The organism is Lactiplantibacillus sp. B652 (assembly GCF_023806745.1).
Classification (GTDB): Bacteria; Bacillota; Bacilli; order Lactobacillales; family Lactobacillaceae; genus Lactiplantibacillus; species Lactiplantibacillus pentosus.
Genome location: NZ_JAMSKY010000003.1, coordinates 307,880 through 325,643, shown reverse-complemented (window position 1 = coordinate 325,643; position 17,764 = coordinate 307,880). Strand labels below are relative to the sequence as shown.

The following is a 17,764-nucleotide window of genomic DNA, read 5'->3' as shown; positions in this document are numbered from 1 at the left end:
ATTTACATCAATCTCAAAATGTGCTAAAATGCCGACCTTATGCGCTTTTGACTACTTACGCCGTCGTTCGATCATATGGATTGGCGTTCCGGTAAAATCAAACGCATTTCGAATCTGATTTTCCAAGAAACGTTCATACGAAAAGTGCATCATATCAGGGTCATTGACGAAGACCACGAAGGTTGGTGGTTGAATCGCCACTTGAGTCGCATAGTAGACCCGGAGCCGCTTACCGTTATCACTTGGCGTTGGATTCATCGCAATCGCATCCATGATGACATCATTTAAGACGGATGATTGAATCCGACGCATATGGTTCGTATTGACCTTCTTGATCAGTGCTGGCAGTTGAGCCAAACGCTGATTAGTCTTAGCTGACACGAAGATGATTGGCGCGTAGCTCAGATAAACGAACTGGTCACGGATGTAAGCTTCAAACTCTTGCATCGTGTGATTGTCTTTTTTAACCGTATCCCACTTGTTGACCACGATCACGATGGCTTTACCCGCTTCATGGGCGTAGCCAGCAACCCGCTTATCTTGCTCACGGATGCCTTCTTCACCATTAATGACGAATAGAGCCACGTCACTATTATCAATCGCCTTTAGCGCCCGCATGACGCTATAACGCTCGGTATTTTCGTAGACCTTACCCTTTTTACGAATTCCGGCCGTATCGACCATCACGAAGCGGTCGCCGTCTTCATCCGTAAACGCCGTATCAATGGCATCGCGGGTCGTCCCGGCAACATCTGAGACGATCACCCGTTCTTCACCCAACAACGCGTTGACAATCGAGGACTTACCCACGTTGGGGCGGCCAATCAGACTGAACCGAATCGTGCCAGGTTCATCTTCACCGCTCTTTTCAGGGAAGTTCTTGATGACGGCATCCAACAAGTCACCTAAGCCAAGACCGTGTGCCCCAGAGATTGGGTACGGGTCGCCAAACCCAAGTGAGTAAAAGTCATAGACTTCGCTCCGTAATTCGGGATTATCGACCTTATTGACGGCTAAGACGACTGGTTTGTTAGAGCGATACAAAATCTGGGCAACGTGCTCATCGGCATCCGTGACACCTTCTTTGATGCTGACCAAGTAAATAATGACGTCAGCTTCGTCAATCGCGATTTCGGCTTGTTGTGTGATTTGCTTAATAAACGGGGCATCGTCAATATCGATCCCACCCGTGTCGATCAAACTGAAATCTTGCCCAAGCCATTCACTATTGGCATAAATACGGTCACGAGTAACCCCGGGCGTGTCTTCCACGATCGAGATTCGATCACCAGCAATACGGTTAAAAATGGTCGACTTACCCACGTTAGGGCGACCAACAATTGCGACAACTGGTTTTGCCATGGTATTAATTCCTCCTTTGCCCTCATAGCCGTCGAGGACGGTACGAGTCATCAATTAACTGGAACGTCCCAATTAATCTGTTCCTAAAAAAATATCCTTCAAGGCAAGCTTGAAGGGTATTTTTAACCAATCAATGATTAGTTTTCATCATTGTTGTTTTCAGCGTTCTTCAATTCGTCACCAATCAAATCACCTAAAGTAAATCCAGTTGATTCTTCTGGAGCGTTAGCCGTTGAACGTTCGCTAGCAGTCCGGTTGTCGCGGTTGTTGTTGCGGCGACGGTTGTTGTTACGACGTTCTGGTTGGCTTTCGTTATCATCGTCAGCAGTTTGTGGCTTTTCTTCCAAAGCTTTAATTGATAAAGCTAACCGCTTTTCGTCTGGACGAACGTCTAAGACCTTAACTTTGATTTCTTGACCAACTTTAAGCACGTCATTAGGCGTTGCGATGTGTTGGTGTGAAATTTGTGAAATATGAACTAACCCTTCAACACCAGGGAAGACTTCCACAAAGGCACCAAAACTCGTCAAACGCTTAACTTTACCGTCAAGTACGGCACCTTGAGGGGCTTTTTCTTCAATGCCATCCCAAGGTTCTGGTAAAGTGGCTTTGATTGAAAGTGAAACCCGTTCGCGGTCAGCGTCAACAGATAAGATCTTAACCTTAACTTCTTGACCAACCTTCAAGACGTCAGCAGGCTTTTCAACCCGTTCGTATGAAATTTCTGAAACGTGAACTAACCCATCAATGCCACCAAGGTCAACGAAAGCACCGAAGTTCGTCAAACGAGCCACTTTACCTTCAACAACATCGCCAGCTTGTAAAGTCTTCAAAGCTTCTTCACGTTGTGCTTCACGTTGCTTTTCAACAACCGCACGGTGTGATAAGATCAAGCGATTTTCGCTAGGTTCAATTTCAATAATCTTAAGTTCAAGTTCTTGACCTTTGTAGGCATTTAAATCTTCAACGTAATGATCATCAATCATTGAGGCAGGGATGAAGCCACGAACACCAGCGTCAACGACTAACCCGCCCTTAACAACTTGTGTTACCGGAGCTTTAATCGTATGACCTGCTTCGTATTCTTTTTCAACGTCGTCCCAAACTTTGCGAGCTTCTAACCGACGATGTGACAGTAAGTAACTGCCGTTTTCCTTGTCGCTGCCAATCCGAGAAATGACAACCAAGTCTAAAACATCACCGACTTTAGCGGCTTCGTTGACATCGTCAACCCGTTGTGTTGAGAGTTCCTTCAATGGAACGACCCCTTCAACACCGGTACCTTGGATACCAACAATTACTTGTTTGTCGTCGTCGATTGCTAAGACTTCACCCTTAACAACGTCACCGACGTTTACTTCTTCGACGCTGTTTAAAGCGTCTAAAAGTTCATTTTTATCTTGGCTATTTTCGTTTTCACTCATGCAAATTTCCTCCTGTCAACAATAACTCTAACCTATATCATAGCTGAAAATGCAATGAAAAGCTAGCTAAAAGCATTAAGTTAATGCAATTAGATTGTTGAACTTTGTTTTTTTGTAATAATTTCAGCAATTGCAGCGACCACTTCGTCAATCGACATCGGGGTCGTATCAACTAATGTGGCATCCGCTGCTTGCGTTAATGGTGACACTTTACGCGTTGAATCTTTATGGTCGCGCAATTCGATTTCAGCTTGTAGCTGATCCAAGGGCGTGTCGATTCCCTTTTTGATGTTTTCCGCGTACCGGCGTTTGGCCCGCTCAGCGGCAGAAGCCACCAAGAAGATTTTGACTTCGGCATTCGGTAACACGGTCGTCCCGATATCTCGACCATCCATCACGATACCACCGGCCGTTGCCATTTCCCGTTGTTGGTCGGTCAAAATGGTCCGAACTTGTGGCAAAGCGGCAATCGTCGACACGTTGTTCGTGACGTCTGGCTGCCGAATCGCTGACGTAATATCTTCCTGGTTGGCAAAGACCAGCTGGTCCGGTTCGCCAGGTTTGAAACTAATCTTGAGCGTCTTCATCGCCGCGATGACCGCAGTCTCGTCGGTCAAATCCACGTCGTGTTGCATGGCCCAATAAGTGACCGCCCGATACATGGCACCAGTATCGACATAAATATAGCCAAACCGCTTCGCAACGAGTTTGGCTACGGTGCTTTTACCAGCTGAAGCTGGACCGTCGATGGCCACTTGTAGTGCTTGCTTAGCCATTAAACTAACTCCTCACAATCTCAAAAAAATCGTGTATTAACGGACACGTAGCCGTTGTCCCGCTGAAAGCGTCGAGTCAGATGACAACCCGTTAAGTTCTAACAGTTTATCCACTGAAATTCCGGCATTCGTCGCGACCCGGTAGACCCCTTGACCGGCCTCTACCGTAACGTACTTAGTGCCTGAAGATGATTCTGAGGAGCTACTACTGCTGCTAGCACTACTTTCGTCAGTACTCGCCGATGATTCGGAGCTGGCGGCTGACTCACTGGCAGCTTTTGAACTAGCCGCCTTCGAACTAGCTAAAGCTAAACTACTGCTTTTAGCAGCGGCTTTTTTAGACGATGCGGCCGCTTTTTTCTTGCTAGCAGCAACTGAAGATTTACTGTCAGCAGCACTGGCCGATGACTTTTTCGAGCTCGAACTAGCAACTTGTTCGGTCTGTTGCGGATTATTAAGCGAATTCTTTTTCACCAAGAAGTAGCCAATTGGTGCCAAAGCGAGCAACAGGATCAAAACGACTAATACCGTCGTTAAAGTCGAGTTACTACTGTCTTGTTTTCGTTTTTGAGTTCGCGATAAATTGCCCGAGTCATCCCGATCGTCTTCAAAAGTTTTGTCCCAAGGCTTGTCAGCTTGGGATTTATCATTATCATTTTTTTGACTCATAGGGTGTTCCTCCTCAAAAAACTTTCAACCAATATTGTAACATAACCCAGAATTGATTTCTTTAAGAATTTGGTAAAAACAATTGGGCTAAGCGCTGCTCCCACGTGACAACCGTCGGACTTATACTGGGTTTCACCGCGGTCAGTCCTAGTTCGTCCAGCGGAAGCGGCTCACCTGCTAACTGGCAACAACGGTCAGTATGTGGCGGTTCAGTTTCGTCAAAATAAGCTAACATGACCGCACGGTGACAAGTCGTCGTTTGAACATATCGCATCAAATCGCGTAGCTCGTGTTCCTTGGCCGCCTGACGTGCCGCAAAAATTTCAGCGACCTCGGCCGGCGAAACCGCCTGTTGCCAGTAGGCCTCTAGCACCCGACTGCGATCATCAGTGACCGGTTGGCCAGCCTGATGACGTGCAAAATCTTGTTGGACTTCGTTAGGCGTTGCAGCAGTCAATTCGTTTAAATTCCGAACGAGGTTTTCATCGCCAGGCGCATACAGCATCACGGCTAATGCCTGGTGACCATCCCGCCCAGCGCGCCCAATTTCTTGAACATAATCCGCTAAGGTGGTCGGTAAGTGGTAATGAATGACCAACCGAATATCGGCCTTATTGATCCCCATTCCAAAAGCGGATGTCGCACAAATGACATCCAACTGGTCGGCCATAAACTGTTGCTGAATCTTAAAGCGATCCTCTGCCGCCAGCCCCGCATGGTAAGCTGCCACGCGCAGTTCGGTCGTTGTCCGCAACCATTCGGCAATCAGATCCGTTTGGCGTTTGGACGTAAAATACACGATTGCTGGCCCCCGACTACTCGTGACGAGGTGTTGGAGTGTCGCGCGTTTATCAGCCTCATCATTGACCGCTTCCACGGCCAGATAAATATTAGATCGATTGACCGAATACAACACTTGTTGCGCATCAGTCGCATTCAGCTGCGTCAAAATATCTTGGCGAACCTGCGGCGTAGCAGTCGCCGTCAACATCAGCGTGCGCGGTGTGCCTAACTGTTGGCGAATTGGACCCAGCCGTCGATAATCCGGGCGGAAATCTGGACCCCAAGTTGAAATGCAGTGGGCTTCATCAATCACTAGTAACGCAATCGTCAATTTCGCCAAGGCTTCTTGAATCACGGTCTGCTGCAACATTTCCGGCGAAATAAAGAGAAACTTCACCTGGTTCAAATTGGCTAACAACTGTTGACGCACACTGAAATCCAGCTGTGAGGTTAAGGCGGCCACCTGCTTTTCACCCTGGTAATTTAAGCGGGCAACTTGGTCTTGCATCAGTGAAATCAGGGGCGACACCACCACGACGATGCCTGGCACCACCGTACCGACCAACTGATAAATCAAGGATTTCCCAGTTCCAGTCGGTAAAACAGCCAGGACATCCTGACCTGCCAGCAAATCCTGAATAACCGCCAATTGTCCCGGACGAAACTCATCGAAGCCATATTTAGTTTTTAACAGTTGATACAATTCAGCTTCCGACATGGTGACACCTCATAATTTGAAATAACCGAAATTCAAAGAAATCCAATTCCGGTAACGCAGCCTGCGCATCTTGAAACGACCAACTGGCAATTTCTGGTTGACCTGCAAAGCAACGTGTTAACGTCTCAATGACCTGAGCATCTAGCACCGTCGTAAACGGAAAACTGGGCAACCAAATAGCGACTTCCAACAAGTGTTCACGGACCGTACTCAATTTCAACTTACGAGCAGTGGCAATTTTGGTCAAGGCGTGTGTCTGCGTAAACGCTTGATAGGTTTGCTGGGCACTTTTACTGACCGGGCTCGACTGAACGAGCGGCGCTAATAATGGCCACAACGGGTCATCGGGATGGGCTTGTAGCCACCGTACCCACTGACAACTCACATCTGTCCGCATCAAGCCAGTCTCAAGTGGCTGCCGATGCAGCATTGCGGCTAACTGGTCATTGGTCCGTCCTGGTGCCTGATAGCCCGTCAAGCTGTCAACAAACACCGTCGCCAATTCATCGGTCGGGACACTCGTCAAAAAAGCGGTCAACGCCGCATGAACACGGTCACCCAAATCAGTCGTCGACTGTTGTCGCAACCACCGTTTGACCTGCGCCTGAATGCTGGGGTCCGTCGTGGTCGGATAGTAGCGGCGCTCATGATGGACCAACTCGGAAGTCACTTGTAGCGCCAGCTGACTGACTTGCTGAAAACGGCGCACATCGACCGTCTGAAATCGGCTGAATGCTTGTGGCAAGTAGCGGTGTTCCTGAATGGCCACCCACCGCGCCTGCCCTGCCGCAGTCAGCTGCCAACTGCCCGCTTCCGGACTAATCAGCAATCCGTTCTCTTCCAGAACCGCAGTCGCCGCCATAAAATCTTCGAGGGGGACCCCGTGCCAGCTATCTAGCAAATCTAAACAGCCCGCGGTCAAACCAGCAAACAACGTCGAGACTGTGCGGCGTCCGCGTAAGACATTGAACATGCCTTTGGCGCGGCGTGGCGTCGTCCCAAATAAGAGCAGCACATAATCCGTAAACACCGTGGCACCTCCTTTCTTAATTAACTGATCGTTGGGTATCTAAATGCAGCGACTTTTATGTAGATTCGAACTGAACTTGCTTTGCTACAACAACACAACAAATTCTTTCAAGCCCAAAGGATTCACTAGATTGTTGATTGCACGCTGTATCAATTACACCTTGTGCTAGTTAATTTGTCCTGAATTATGATTAAATCGTGCGGATTCTAAGTTCAAAGGCTACCAGCTGAGACCCGCTGGAAACAGTGCGAGTTACCGTAATCTTTATGTGGTAGATGCGTCCTTCACCGGCTTCCAGGCATTCTGGGCAATGGCCGGAACGTGGTGGACACAGATTTAAGCCGAAAACCACGTCTTAAATACTGGTCTTTCACTAACCAAGCCAAGAACGCTTGCTAAGTGAAATTTCACCACCGGGCCTTGCCCAGAATACCTTCCAGCCGGGATGGTATTCGAAAGGCAGACATGTGCAAACTCAACCTTTTTTGGATCTGTCGCTGGTTTTGTTACACGTTCATGGTGACATTCAACTGTGAGACTGATTCTAACGATAGCTAAACTGTTTGCCCATGCTTTATGGCTTCGGACAAGCAGCCTTATTAAACTTGTCAGCATTTTCCCTAGTCGTCTGAAATAACCAAGTCTTGAATTCTGAATGAAGGCAATTTGATCGACTAATTTCAAGACTAGTGTCTGGTGAAATTAGTGGGATTGAGAACAATGAACAATATTCCTGTGATTTTCTCAATAATTAAATGCCATAAGTCATGATGATACCAATCAAACCTTTGCATGAAGAACTACCCACCTAATATTTAGTGGTCAATTGCACCAGGATAGGTGGTCGTTCATCTGCCATTCGAACGGTTTCCCGACTGGCCGGACCGCCGGACAATGCTCAGTAGCCAAATTATTCTTAGCTGGAAGTGATTTTCTTCCGGCTTAGAATAAGACTCGTATTTGAAATTGCGCAGTGGTCTTCTGCGTGAGTTCAAATCGATGTCGGCTGCGTTCCAGCAATTGTCAGCCGGCCCCGGAAGTCGGACTAAGGTGCGCACCGGCAGACGAACAGTAAGCCAAACAATTGGCACGATTTAATCATCTTTAAAGCTAAATAACAGCTAGCACAACGCAGGAGCTTTCACGACATAGACTTGAACGCCATACCAACTCAAGTGAAAAAACGCAATGCTTTAAGAATAGCACGCTCAGCGGTCAAAAAAAAGCAGTCACCATGCAATTACGCAATTGATGACTGCTCACGTTTTTCACGTGTTATTTTTTAAACGCGACTTGTCAATTGATTATGCGTTCCCAACCACTTTGCTAAACGGTTGTAGACTAACCAGAAGACGTTGCCAACCAATAAGCCTTTGATCAAGTTGAATGGGACAACGGCCACTAAGACGATCGTGTTCAACGACATGCTTAGCTTCATACCCATCACTTGTAAGTAAAATGGCAGTACGAACGTCAAGTTGGCTAACGATTCAATGACCGTTAGTCCGATCGTCGCGACGCAAATCGCCAGTGGCATCCGCCACTTTGGATTGCCGCGATAATAGCGCAGCACAGCGGCAAAGGCTAAAATCAGAATAGCCGTACCTAAGAAGCTGGCCAACGAACCAATTAAGTTATAAACTGCAAAGCCAACCATGGCTGAATGCAGTAATAACTTGATGATGGTGATGATGAACGCACCGCCGACGCCGAATAGAAATAGACCAATCAAAATCGGAATATCCGAAAAATCAATCTTCATCCATGGCGCAACCGGCAAAATCGGAAACTCCAGTAACATTAAAATATACGCAATGGCACCGAGTAAGGCTATGCCCACTAGTCGGTGTAACGTTGTATGTTGCATAACGCACCCTCCTATGGGTCATCTTCAATGAACCGCATTACCATTTGTTCAACTAAAAAAATCCGCTCCGATCACACTAACTGTCATCCGGGGCGGACTTACTTGCAACGCTTGGCAAATAAGCTCGATCTTCTTTATACCAGACTTTACTGTCGACTTTGGAATTGCACCAAATCACTATGCACACGCATAGGTCGCGGGTTATTACCGCCGGTCGGGAATTACACCCTGCCCTGAAGATGAACCAATATTTATTTTTACAAGTTCATTGTAATGGCTTCCGTTCAAAAATGCAAGCGTTATCGTTCACCTTTTAACTTACTAATTTCGATCGGCTTCAATTTACGATATTCGCCGGGTTGTAAACTTTGCAAATCTAGAACCCCATACCGTTCACGTTTCAGCTTCGTCACTGGATGACCAACTGCCGCCAGCATTTTCTTCACTTGGTGATTATGGCCTTCGTGAATCGTCAACTGGACCAACGCGTTATTTTTCTTGTGATCACTATCTAACAAATTCGACTTGGCAGGGGCAGTCTTGCGACCATCGATTTCGACGCCGAGCCGTAATTGCTTCAAGTCGGCATTAGTCGGGACGCCTTCAACCTTCGCCAAATAAGTCTTTTTGACCTCATATTTCGGATGGGTCAGCCGATTAGCTAGTGCACCATCATTGGTCATAATGAGTAAGCCGGAAGTGTCATAGTCCAAACGTCCCACCGGATAGATCCGTTCAAGCACGTCCTCAAAGAAGTCCATGACCGTCTTACGGCCCTTTTCGTCGTGAACCGTCGTGACGACGCCCCGCGGCTTGTAAAATAAGTAATACACAAGTTTTTCAGCGTTCAACGGCACACCGTCAACTTCGACGTGGTCATGTGGTTCGACCTTAACGCCCAACGTTGTCACGGTCTTGCCGTTGACTTTCACGTGACCAGAAGTAATCAAGACTTCGGACTTCCGTCGCGACGCAATGCCGGCTTCTGCCATCACTTTTTGTAATCGTTCTGCCATTAGTTTTCCTCACGATTTCCTTTTAGTTTATCCTGAAATGCATTCAAAAATAGATCGGTTTCTGGAGCGGGATGTTCAGCATCACTCAGCGCCGCCAAATCGATGGCTGGTAAATCGTCGAGTGATTTCAAGCCAAAGTAATCCAAAAACAGTTCCGTGGTCCCATATAGAATCGGTCGCCCAGGTTCATTTAACCGCCCCGTCTCAGTCACGAGTTGCCGAAGCACCAGTTTTTGAATCGTCGAGCCACTGTGGACGCCTCGAATCTCATCAATTTCGATTCGAGTCAACGGTTGCCGGTACGCGATGATTGCAAGCACTTCTAGCGAGGCCTGTGACAAACTGGTCGTCAGTGGTGCTTCAAAATACCGTTTCAATACTGGGGCAACTGCGGCCTTAGTCGCCAGCCGATACGTGTTCTCCGTCGATAAAATCATCAACGCACTATCCTCGTCTTGCTCATAGCGAGTCGCAAGTTCCGTTAGCATCGTGGTGATTGCAGGCTTGGCAAACCCCGTTGCGTGTTCGATTTCAGCCACGGTAATGCCCTCATCCCCAGCAACAAATAATAATCCTTCAATCTGTTCAATGTTCGTCATGCTGTTCATCCTGTCGTAAATATAAATGGATCGGGGTCAGCGGTGCCGCTTGCTGGAGCGACACTTGATCCTGCTTGGTTAATTCTAACACAGCCATAAAGGTTGTCACTAACATTTCATCACTTGCACTGACTGTAAACAAGTCTGCAAAATCCATGCCGTGCGGTTGTTGCTGCAGCTGGGTGGTAATTTGCACCATTCGTTCATCGATGTTAACCGTCTCGGCAACGACCGTCTTGGTGAGCGGTCGCACACGACGCCGTTTTGCCACTAATTGACGAAAGGCGGCTTGCAAATCATCTAACGTGATGCCTGCGGTCAACTTAGGCGCACTTAAATCAGCAGGCACTAACATGGCTTCGCGTGTGAAATGTTGATGCCGTTCCTGTTCCTTGGTCCGCAATTCCCCAGCAGCTTCTTGATAGACCTTATAGGCCAACAATTCAGCCACCAACGAATCACGGGGGTCAGTGTCATCTTCTAAATCCTCGTCATCTTCTGGCTCCGGTTGCGGTAGCAGGAAGCGACTTTTAATGGTCATCAAGGTCGCAGCCATCACTAAATAATCACCAGCAATATCGAGTTTCAGCGCTCGCATGGAATGCAGATAATCTAAATATTGTTGGGTGATGGCCGCAATCGGGATATCATAAATATCCATCTTATTTTGCCGAATCAGATGCAATAATAAATCCAGCGGTCCCTCAAATTCCGAAATCTTAATGGTGATTGGTTGTTGTTCGTCTGTCACGATTACGCTCCCACGCACCCACAATTGGTGCCATTTCTAAAGTTCCCATCACGCGCTGATCCGGGTACAATGCGGCCAATTCATCCAACATCTGATATTGATTGGCCGCCGTTCGTTCTTCTGGTGACAAAGAGTCGTGGTGCAATAAAATAAAATCAGTGCCGACTTCAATGCCCATGATGCCACAGAAGTCACCGTCGCCTTGCCGCCATAATAGTAATTGGTGGTCATCAGTGGACTGGTACCACTGCATTTCCGTCTGCAAGTGGGCGATGTCTTTAAAGTCAGGAATAAACGACAATAAGCCCATCGCGACCTTCTCGTAATCCTTACGGTATTTTACCAGCACGATTCCTTCCTCCTTTATTCGTCTGACTAACGCACGGGACACTAGGCCCGCGGATGATACTTATTATAAACTTCAGCCAGCCGTTTTTTCGTAATATGCGTATAAATTTGAGTCGTCGAAATATCGGCATGCCCGAGCAATTCCTGCACGACTCGTAAATCGGCCCCATTCTCCAAAATGTGAGTCGCAAATGAATGCCGCAATGTATGTGGCGTCACGTTTTTCTCAATACCGGCCGCTTTGACTTCGGCTTTTAAATTCTTCCAGACGCCCTGCCGGCTCAATTTACCGCCGTGATTGTTAATAAACAAATATGAGTTACGACGTTTCGGTGAGGCCAGCTTCGGTCGAGCGGTCTTCAAATACCGGTCGATAAAGTCGATGGCAACGTCACCAATCGGAATGATCCGTTCCTTGTCACCCTTACCAATCGTTTGGATCAAGCCCAAGTCTAGGTGCAAGTCGTCCATCGTCAAACTGATCGTCTCGCTCACCCGTAAGCCGGTCGCATACATGACTTCCAATAAGGTCCGGTCCCGCAGTCCGAGTGGCGTATCCAGCTTAGGCACTGCCAGCAGTCGTTCGACCTCGTGTGGTGATAAGACTTGCGGCAAATGTTGGGCCCGTTTGGGGGTATCGATTTTGAGCATCGGATCACTGTCGATGACGTGCATCTGGGCTAAATATTGAAAAAACTTCCGTAAACTAGAAACACTGTGAATGATCGTATTACGGGACTTGCCCGCTTCATCTAAATACTGCAAATAATTCAAGAGCACGTACCGATCAACCGCCCGGTAGTCCGTCATTTTCTGAGTCGCTAAGTATTGGTTGAACGCAGTCAAATCTTGCGAATAACTCTTGATCGTATTCTCGACTAACCCGCGCTCAACACGCAAAAAATGCAGGTAATCAGCAAGCTGGTCCTGCATTTTTTGATCAATCGTCGGCTTGCTCATCCGATGTTTCAACCAACTTGATTTCACCTGGTTGTTGGCTAATCAAGCGTTGCTTCAGTAAATTCCCGACGGCCCGTTTAAATTGCGACTTGCTGATACCAAAATAATTGCGAATGTCGTTCGGGTCACTCTTATCCCAAAATGGTAGCGTGTGATCCGCTTGATGTTGCAATGCAGCCAGCAACATTTGGGCATCGTCACCAATTTCTTCGTAGCCACGGGGCTTCAAAGATAGATTCAACTCACCATCGCGTAAGAAACCAATGACCCGGACCTTGACGTGCTGCCCCATTCGTGGCTCCTGCTCACGTTCAGAAGGATGAATGAATCCGAGATGATTGTCATCGGTAATGACCGAGGTCCCAGCCATCTTCAAGCGAAAGACCGTCGCCATCGTATCCGTGTTCTTCATTTGTGCCCGGTCATACGGCTTTGAAATCGCTTCAAAGTCCGTTAATTCAGCTAAAGTTGCCCATAAGCGTTGTTTATTGTCCCGAGCTAACTTAACGTATAGTCGGTCATCTTTTTTGGGCCATAACCGACTGATGGTTGGTAATTCATCTAGTGAGACAACTAGGTCCTTATTAGGCAAGCCAACATCAACAAACACGCCTAAATCATGGCGTGTCCGTACGACCGTCCCCCAGACAAAGTGGTCAAACGAAATCTCTGGGACCAGCCGGGTCATTTGCAGGTGATGGTCCTCATTTTCGTAAACAAAGCCTTCATACAACCCACCGATATGCAATGGCTTCTCGGGTTCAGTCTTGTCGACCATCAACGTTTGGCCCTCGACCTGCACGAAATACGCGTCGTCATTTTCATCCGTTACCTTCGCAGTAACGACCGTTCCAATAATACTCTCCATGTGATAACTCCTCTGAGCGACTGACATGTGTCGCCGCCCGTCTTCTTGATTTTACTGTAAGCTTAAATGTAAGACTTGAATAATACAATAAGTGATGCCGGCAGCGATAATCGGGCCAGCGGCGACCCCTTTAAGTAATACGACACCCATGATGGTCCCAAAGACCAAGGCCACGGTAATTTCTGGAGTAGCTGACAACAGTCCAACACCATGAAATGACAACACCGAGACCAAGACCCCACAAGCCACGGCAATCCAACCGACTGGTGACTTGAAGGCGTGCCATAAATCACGAAATCCAATCTGCCCGGTCGCAATTGGGATCAGGATGGCAACCGTAATCACCGTCACACCCCAATTGATGCCTTTTTGGCCAATGGTCGTCAATATTTTGTTCGTATTAGGGATCAACTTAATCAGTAGCACAACCACAGTGGCAATCTGCAAGGATTGATTCTTACCAAACCATGCGACCACTAAGATTGCGAGTAAAAATAACCAGCTTTCCATACGACACCTCACGTGTTATTAATTGTAACTGAAAATGGGTTGAATTACGAGTGTTGTTAGCGTTGACAGCCTAAATTTACGCTTAATCTGTGGGCTCTCGCCGATTTTAGCCGACGCTTCAAGTTCATCCTATGGAAGACATGAATCAGCTTCTACGCGTTCTGCTCGTTAATTTTGCCATGAATTATGATTGAATCATGCTGTTTTCTAAGTTCAAAGTCGGCCAGCTGGGAACCGCTGGAAACAGTGCGAGTTAGCGTAAACTTGCAGTCGTGGCGTCGTCCTACACCGGCTTCCAGGCATTCTGTGCAATGGCCGTAACGTGGTGGACACAGATTTAAGCCGACAACCCACGTCTTAAATACTGGTCTTTCACTAACCAAGCAAAAGACGCTTGCTAAGTGAAATTTCACCACTGGGTCTTGCCCAGAATACCTTCCAGCCTGGATGCTGTTCGAAAGGCGGACATTTGCGGACTCAACTTTTTGTTGTATTAGTCGTTGGTTCCTTGTCGCACGGTCATTTTGGTATTAACTGTCAGACTGGTTTCAAACAATCGCTATATCTTTTATCCATGCTTTAAGGCTTCTGACGAGTAGCTTCATTAAATTTGTCAGAATTTTCTCTAGGCGACTGAGATAGTAAAATCTGGAATTCTAACGAAAATCATTTTAACGACTAAACTCAAGATCCGTGTCCGCTGAAATTGGTGGCATTGAAAATAGTGAACGCTGTTTGAGTGATTTTCTCAGCACTCAAATCCCCTCAAGCATCAACGGTTCCAAATTAAAAGTTTGCCTGAAGGACCAGTTACCAATATTCAGTAGTCAATTGTACCCAGATAGGTGGCTGTTCATCTGCCATTCGAGCGGCTTCCCGACTGGAGGGGCTGGCTGACAATGCTCAGTAGCCAAATTATTCTTAGTTGGAAGTGGCCTTCTTCCGGCTTAGAATAAGACTCGTATTTGAAATTACGCAGCGGGTTTCTGCGTGAGTTCAAATCGATGTCGGCTACGCTCCAGCAATTGTCAGCCGGCCCCGGAAGTCGGATTGGGACGAACAATGCTGACGAACAGTAATCCGAACTAACCGGCATGATTTAATCATAATTCCTGACAAATTAACTAGCCTAATGCGTCCCTTATGTATATAAAAAGCCGTCGCATTGCGACGACTTTTCAGTATCAAATTAAATTTGATCTTAAAGCGCGTTGGAAGCACCGCGGTAAACAAGGCCACGACGTGAGTCAACGGTGATCAATTGACCATCGGAGATAACTGACGTTGCATCCTTAACACCAACGATAACTGGAATCCCCATTGAGATACCAACAACGGCAGCGTGTGAAGTTAAACCACCATTTTCAACAACTAAAGCACTTGACTTTTCGATTGCTGGTAAGTAGTCTTTGTCAGTCGTCTTAGTAACTAAGACGCCGCCTTCAACAGCCTTGTCGATAGCTTCTTGAGCAGACGTTGCGATTACGGCTTTACCGATAACCGTTTCGTCACCGACACCTTGACCATCAGCTAACTTAGAACCAATTAATTGGATCTTCATGATGTTAGTCGTCCCGCGTTCGCCAACTGGAACACCGGCAGTGATCAAGATTAAGTCACCTTCCTTGGCAAAGCCAAGTTCAACGGCCTTAGAAGCAGCTAAATCAAACATGTCATCAGTGGTTTCTGGTTTGTCAGCCACGATTGGTTGAACACCCCAGTTAACCATTAAGCCACGTTGAGTCCGTTCATCAAAAGTGATTGCTAAGATATCAGCATTTGGACGGTACTTCGAAATCATCTTAGCAGTGTAGCCAGATTCAGTCGCAGCAACAATCGTCTTGATGTTCAAGTTCTTAGCAGCACGGGCAATCGCAATACCGATTGTTTCCGTAACACTAGTCTTGTCGAAACGGTTTAATTGTAATGAGCCGTTTTCAGCCAAAGTGTTTTCAGCCTTTTCGTCGATCTTAGCCATCATGGCAACTGATTCAACAGGGTAAAGACCGTTAGCACTTTCACCAGAAAGCATCGTTGCGTCAGTACCGTCAAAGACAGCGTTGGCAACGTCAGAAGCTTCGGCACGAGTAGGACGTGGGTTTTCTTGCATTGAGTCTAACATTTGAGTAGCCGTGATAACAGGCATACCTAAAGCATTGCACTTCTTGATTAAACTCTTTTGTACCAATGGCACATTTTCAGCAGGAATTTCAACACCCATGTCACCACGAGCAACCATCAACCCATCACAAACCTTAAGAATTTCATCGGCGTTGTCGATACCTTCTTGTGATTCGATCTTAGGGAAGATTTGAACGTGTTCCATGTGCTTTTCTTCAAGTAATTCACGGATGTCTAAGACATCTTGTGGCTTACGTACGAATGAAGCAGCAATGTAGTTGATTTCGTGATCCAAACCAAAGCGAATATCGCTTGAGTCCTTTTCAGTAATCCCAGGTAAGTTGATTGAAACGCCAGGAGCGTTAACACCCTTACGTGAGCCTAAGACACCGGCGTTTTGAACAGTTGTAACCAATTCGCGGTTAGCTTCGTCCTTTTCGTCGATCTTCATGTCTAATAAACCATCATCAAAGAGGACATGGCCACCTACATGAACATCATCATAGAGGTTCTTGTAAGTAACGGCAATCTTATCATGGGTCGTATCTAATGATTCGTCCATGCTGATACGAACCTTGTCACCGATCTTGTATTCAGATTTTCCGTTAGCTTGAACGGTCGTCCGAATTTCAGCACCCTTAGTATCAAGCATGATACCAACGGTCTTACCCGTAATCTTTTCTGCTTCGTGAACTTTGTTTAAGCGATCCAAATGTTCTTCGTGGTCACCATGTGAAAAGTTGAAACGGAAAATATTTGCGCCGGCTTCGATCAATTTAACAATAGTGTCAGTATCGGTGCTGGCAGGACCAAGTGTTGAAACAATCTTGGTTTTTTTCATAAGAAAAATCTCTCCCTTGAAAGTTTTTATAAAAAGACATTAACGTCATTTTTATCAAATTAAAATAAGAACAAATGTCGCAGAATTACTTGAATGAGATTTCTTCATTCAGCTTATCTAATGACACTTCAACGTCGTGCTTAGATTCAAATAAATCTAAGATGTTGTGGTTAACTAATTGGTTGTTTTGAATCCCAACCGCTAAGCCACCCTTACCGGCAAGTAAGAGTTCCACAGCGTACGCACCCATCTTGCTGGCCATCACACGGTCTTTAGCAGTTGGGTTACCACCACGTTGCATATGCGCAATGGTGTTGCCACGAGCATCGAAGTCACCATATTCAGATAACTTCTCAACAAATTCCTGGGCACCCATAACGCCTTCAGCTAACACGATCAAGTTGCTCCGATGACCATTGGCCCGGTTGTGCTTGATCTTGTTGGCGATGGCTTCCATGCTCCAGTCAACTTCTGGAACGACAATTGCAGTCGCGCCAATTGAAACACCAGACCATAAGGCAACGTCACCAGCGCCACGGCCCATAACTTCCACAACGAAAGTCCGGTCATGACTGTGCGCCGTATCATAAATCCGGTCAAGAGCTTGCACGTTCGTATTGACAGCCGTGTCAAAACCAATCGTGAAGTCCGTGTAAGGAATATCGTTATCGATAGTCCCTGGAAGACCAATCGTATTGTAGCCATGTTCTGTCAGGCGCAAGGCACCGTGATAAGAACCGTCGCCACCGATAACAACTAAAGCATCAATACCAAACCGCTTTAATTGTTCGATCCCCTTTAATTGGCCTTCTTCATGGGCAAATTCTGGGTAACGTGCGGAGTATAACAAGGTTCCGCCGCGTTGAATGACACCATCTAAGTCGGCTGCTTCTATTTTGTGAATGTCACCGGCAACTAATCCAGCAAAGCCGTAATTGATGCCGTATGCTTCCAACCCTTCTGCCATTGCTTTACCAGCAACTGCACGAACGGCCGCATTCATACCAGGAGCGTCGCCGCCACTGGTTAAAATACCAATGCGTTTCATTTTTTCACCTCAGGCAATAAATTGAGTTCGTAACTCCATAAGTGATTCTAACACTTTTCATGTGGATTGTCTG

16 protein-coding genes and 1 riboswitch are annotated in these 17,764 nt (G+C 46.8%); all 16 genes read right to left on the bottom strand.

The genetic code is table 11. The features are described from left to right. Positions 1-51: 51 nt before the first annotated feature. Complete coding sequence (gene der / locus MZO40_RS06280; protein ID WP_050338591.1) at positions 52-1,362, bottom strand: ribosome biogenesis GTPase Der; 1,311 nt, start codon at positions 1,360-1,362, stop codon at positions 52-54. A 137-nt stretch (positions 1,363-1,499) separates the two neighbouring features. Beyond that, positions 1,500-2,786, bottom strand: coding sequence for a 30S ribosomal protein S1 (gene rpsA / locus MZO40_RS06275; RefSeq protein WP_252133168.1), 1,287 nt, complete (start codon positions 2,784-2,786; stop codon positions 1,500-1,502). Between the two features lie 89 nt (positions 2,787-2,875). Further along, entirely contained in the window at positions 2,876-3,562 is a 687-nt protein-coding gene (gene cmk, locus MZO40_RS06270; RefSeq protein WP_050338590.1) for a (d)CMP kinase, read from the bottom strand. 36 nt (positions 3,563-3,598) lie between these two features. Then, positions 3,599-4,231: a LysM domain-containing protein gene (locus MZO40_RS06265; RefSeq protein ID WP_050338589.1), complete on the bottom strand. Its 633-nt coding sequence runs from the start codon at positions 4,229-4,231 to the stop codon at positions 3,599-3,601. A gap of 61 nt (positions 4,232-4,292) precedes the next feature. After that, complete coding sequence (locus tag MZO40_RS06260) at positions 4,293-5,732, bottom strand: ATP-dependent DNA helicase RecQ (RefSeq protein WP_088771233.1); 1,440 nt, start codon at positions 5,730-5,732, stop codon at positions 4,293-4,295. Beyond that, positions 5,719-6,762 carry a helix-turn-helix domain-containing protein gene (locus MZO40_RS06255; RefSeq protein ID WP_105961983.1) on the bottom strand — a complete coding sequence of 348 codons (1,044 nt, stop codon included), beginning with the start codon at positions 6,760-6,762 and terminating at the stop codon, positions 5,719-5,721. The genes MZO40_RS06260 and MZO40_RS06255 overlap by 14 nt, the downstream gene beginning before the upstream one ends. 1,282 nt (positions 6,763-8,044) lie before the next feature. Next, complete coding sequence (locus MZO40_RS06250; RefSeq protein ID WP_003638852.1) at positions 8,045-8,629, bottom strand: Gx transporter family protein; 585 nt, start codon at positions 8,627-8,629, stop codon at positions 8,045-8,047. 123 nt (positions 8,630-8,752) lie between these two features. Continuing rightward, a riboswitch (FMN riboswitch) is annotated at positions 8,753-8,874 on the bottom strand. A gap of 54 nt (positions 8,875-8,928) precedes the next feature. Continuing rightward, a complete protein-coding gene (locus tag MZO40_RS06245) occupies positions 8,929-9,645 on the bottom strand; it encodes a pseudouridine synthase (RefSeq protein ID WP_252133167.1) in 717 nt (238 codons plus the stop codon). Beyond that, entirely contained in the window at positions 9,645-10,244 is a 600-nt protein-coding gene (scpB, locus tag MZO40_RS06240) for an SMC-Scp complex subunit ScpB (protein ID WP_003638854.1), read from the bottom strand. The genes MZO40_RS06245 and scpB overlap by 1 nt, the downstream gene beginning before the upstream one ends. Then, the gene (locus tag MZO40_RS06235) at positions 10,231-10,995 is read right to left on the bottom strand and encodes a ScpA family protein (RefSeq protein WP_050338585.1); all 765 of its coding nucleotides are present in this window, start codon (positions 10,993-10,995) and stop codon (positions 10,231-10,233) included. The genes scpB and MZO40_RS06235 overlap by 14 nt, the downstream gene beginning before the upstream one ends. Continuing rightward, positions 10,964-11,344 (bottom strand): hypothetical protein, encoded by a 381-nt coding sequence (locus tag MZO40_RS06230; protein ID WP_003638856.1) that lies wholly within the window; start codon positions 11,342-11,344, stop codon positions 10,964-10,966. Before MZO40_RS06230 ends, MZO40_RS06235 begins: the two co-directional genes overlap by 32 nt. A gap of 41 nt (positions 11,345-11,385) precedes the next feature. Beyond that, the gene (gene xerD, locus MZO40_RS06225; protein WP_050338849.1) at positions 11,386-12,276 is read right to left on the bottom strand and encodes a site-specific tyrosine recombinase XerD; all 891 of its coding nucleotides are present in this window, start codon (positions 12,274-12,276) and stop codon (positions 11,386-11,388) included. A gap of 7 nt (positions 12,277-12,283) precedes the next feature. Further along, positions 12,284-13,171 carry a S1 RNA-binding domain-containing protein gene (locus MZO40_RS06220; protein WP_105920065.1) on the bottom strand — a complete coding sequence of 296 codons (888 nt, stop codon included), beginning with the start codon at positions 13,169-13,171 and terminating at the stop codon, positions 12,284-12,286. Positions 13,172-13,222: 51 nt separating this feature from the next. Continuing rightward, positions 13,223-13,681 carry a DUF441 domain-containing protein gene (locus MZO40_RS06215; protein ID WP_021336629.1) on the bottom strand — a complete coding sequence of 153 codons (459 nt, stop codon included), beginning with the start codon at positions 13,679-13,681 and terminating at the stop codon, positions 13,223-13,225. A 1,201-nt stretch (positions 13,682-14,882) separates the two neighbouring features. After that, positions 14,883-16,643 (bottom strand): pyruvate kinase, encoded by a 1,761-nt coding sequence (pyk, locus tag MZO40_RS06210; RefSeq protein ID WP_050338583.1) that lies wholly within the window; start codon positions 16,641-16,643, stop codon positions 14,883-14,885. A gap of 85 nt (positions 16,644-16,728) precedes the next feature. Further along, the gene (gene pfkA, locus MZO40_RS06205) at positions 16,729-17,691 is read right to left on the bottom strand and encodes a 6-phosphofructokinase (RefSeq protein WP_021336630.1); all 963 of its coding nucleotides are present in this window, start codon (positions 17,689-17,691) and stop codon (positions 16,729-16,731) included. Between the last annotated feature and the right edge of the window lie 73 nt (positions 17,692-17,764).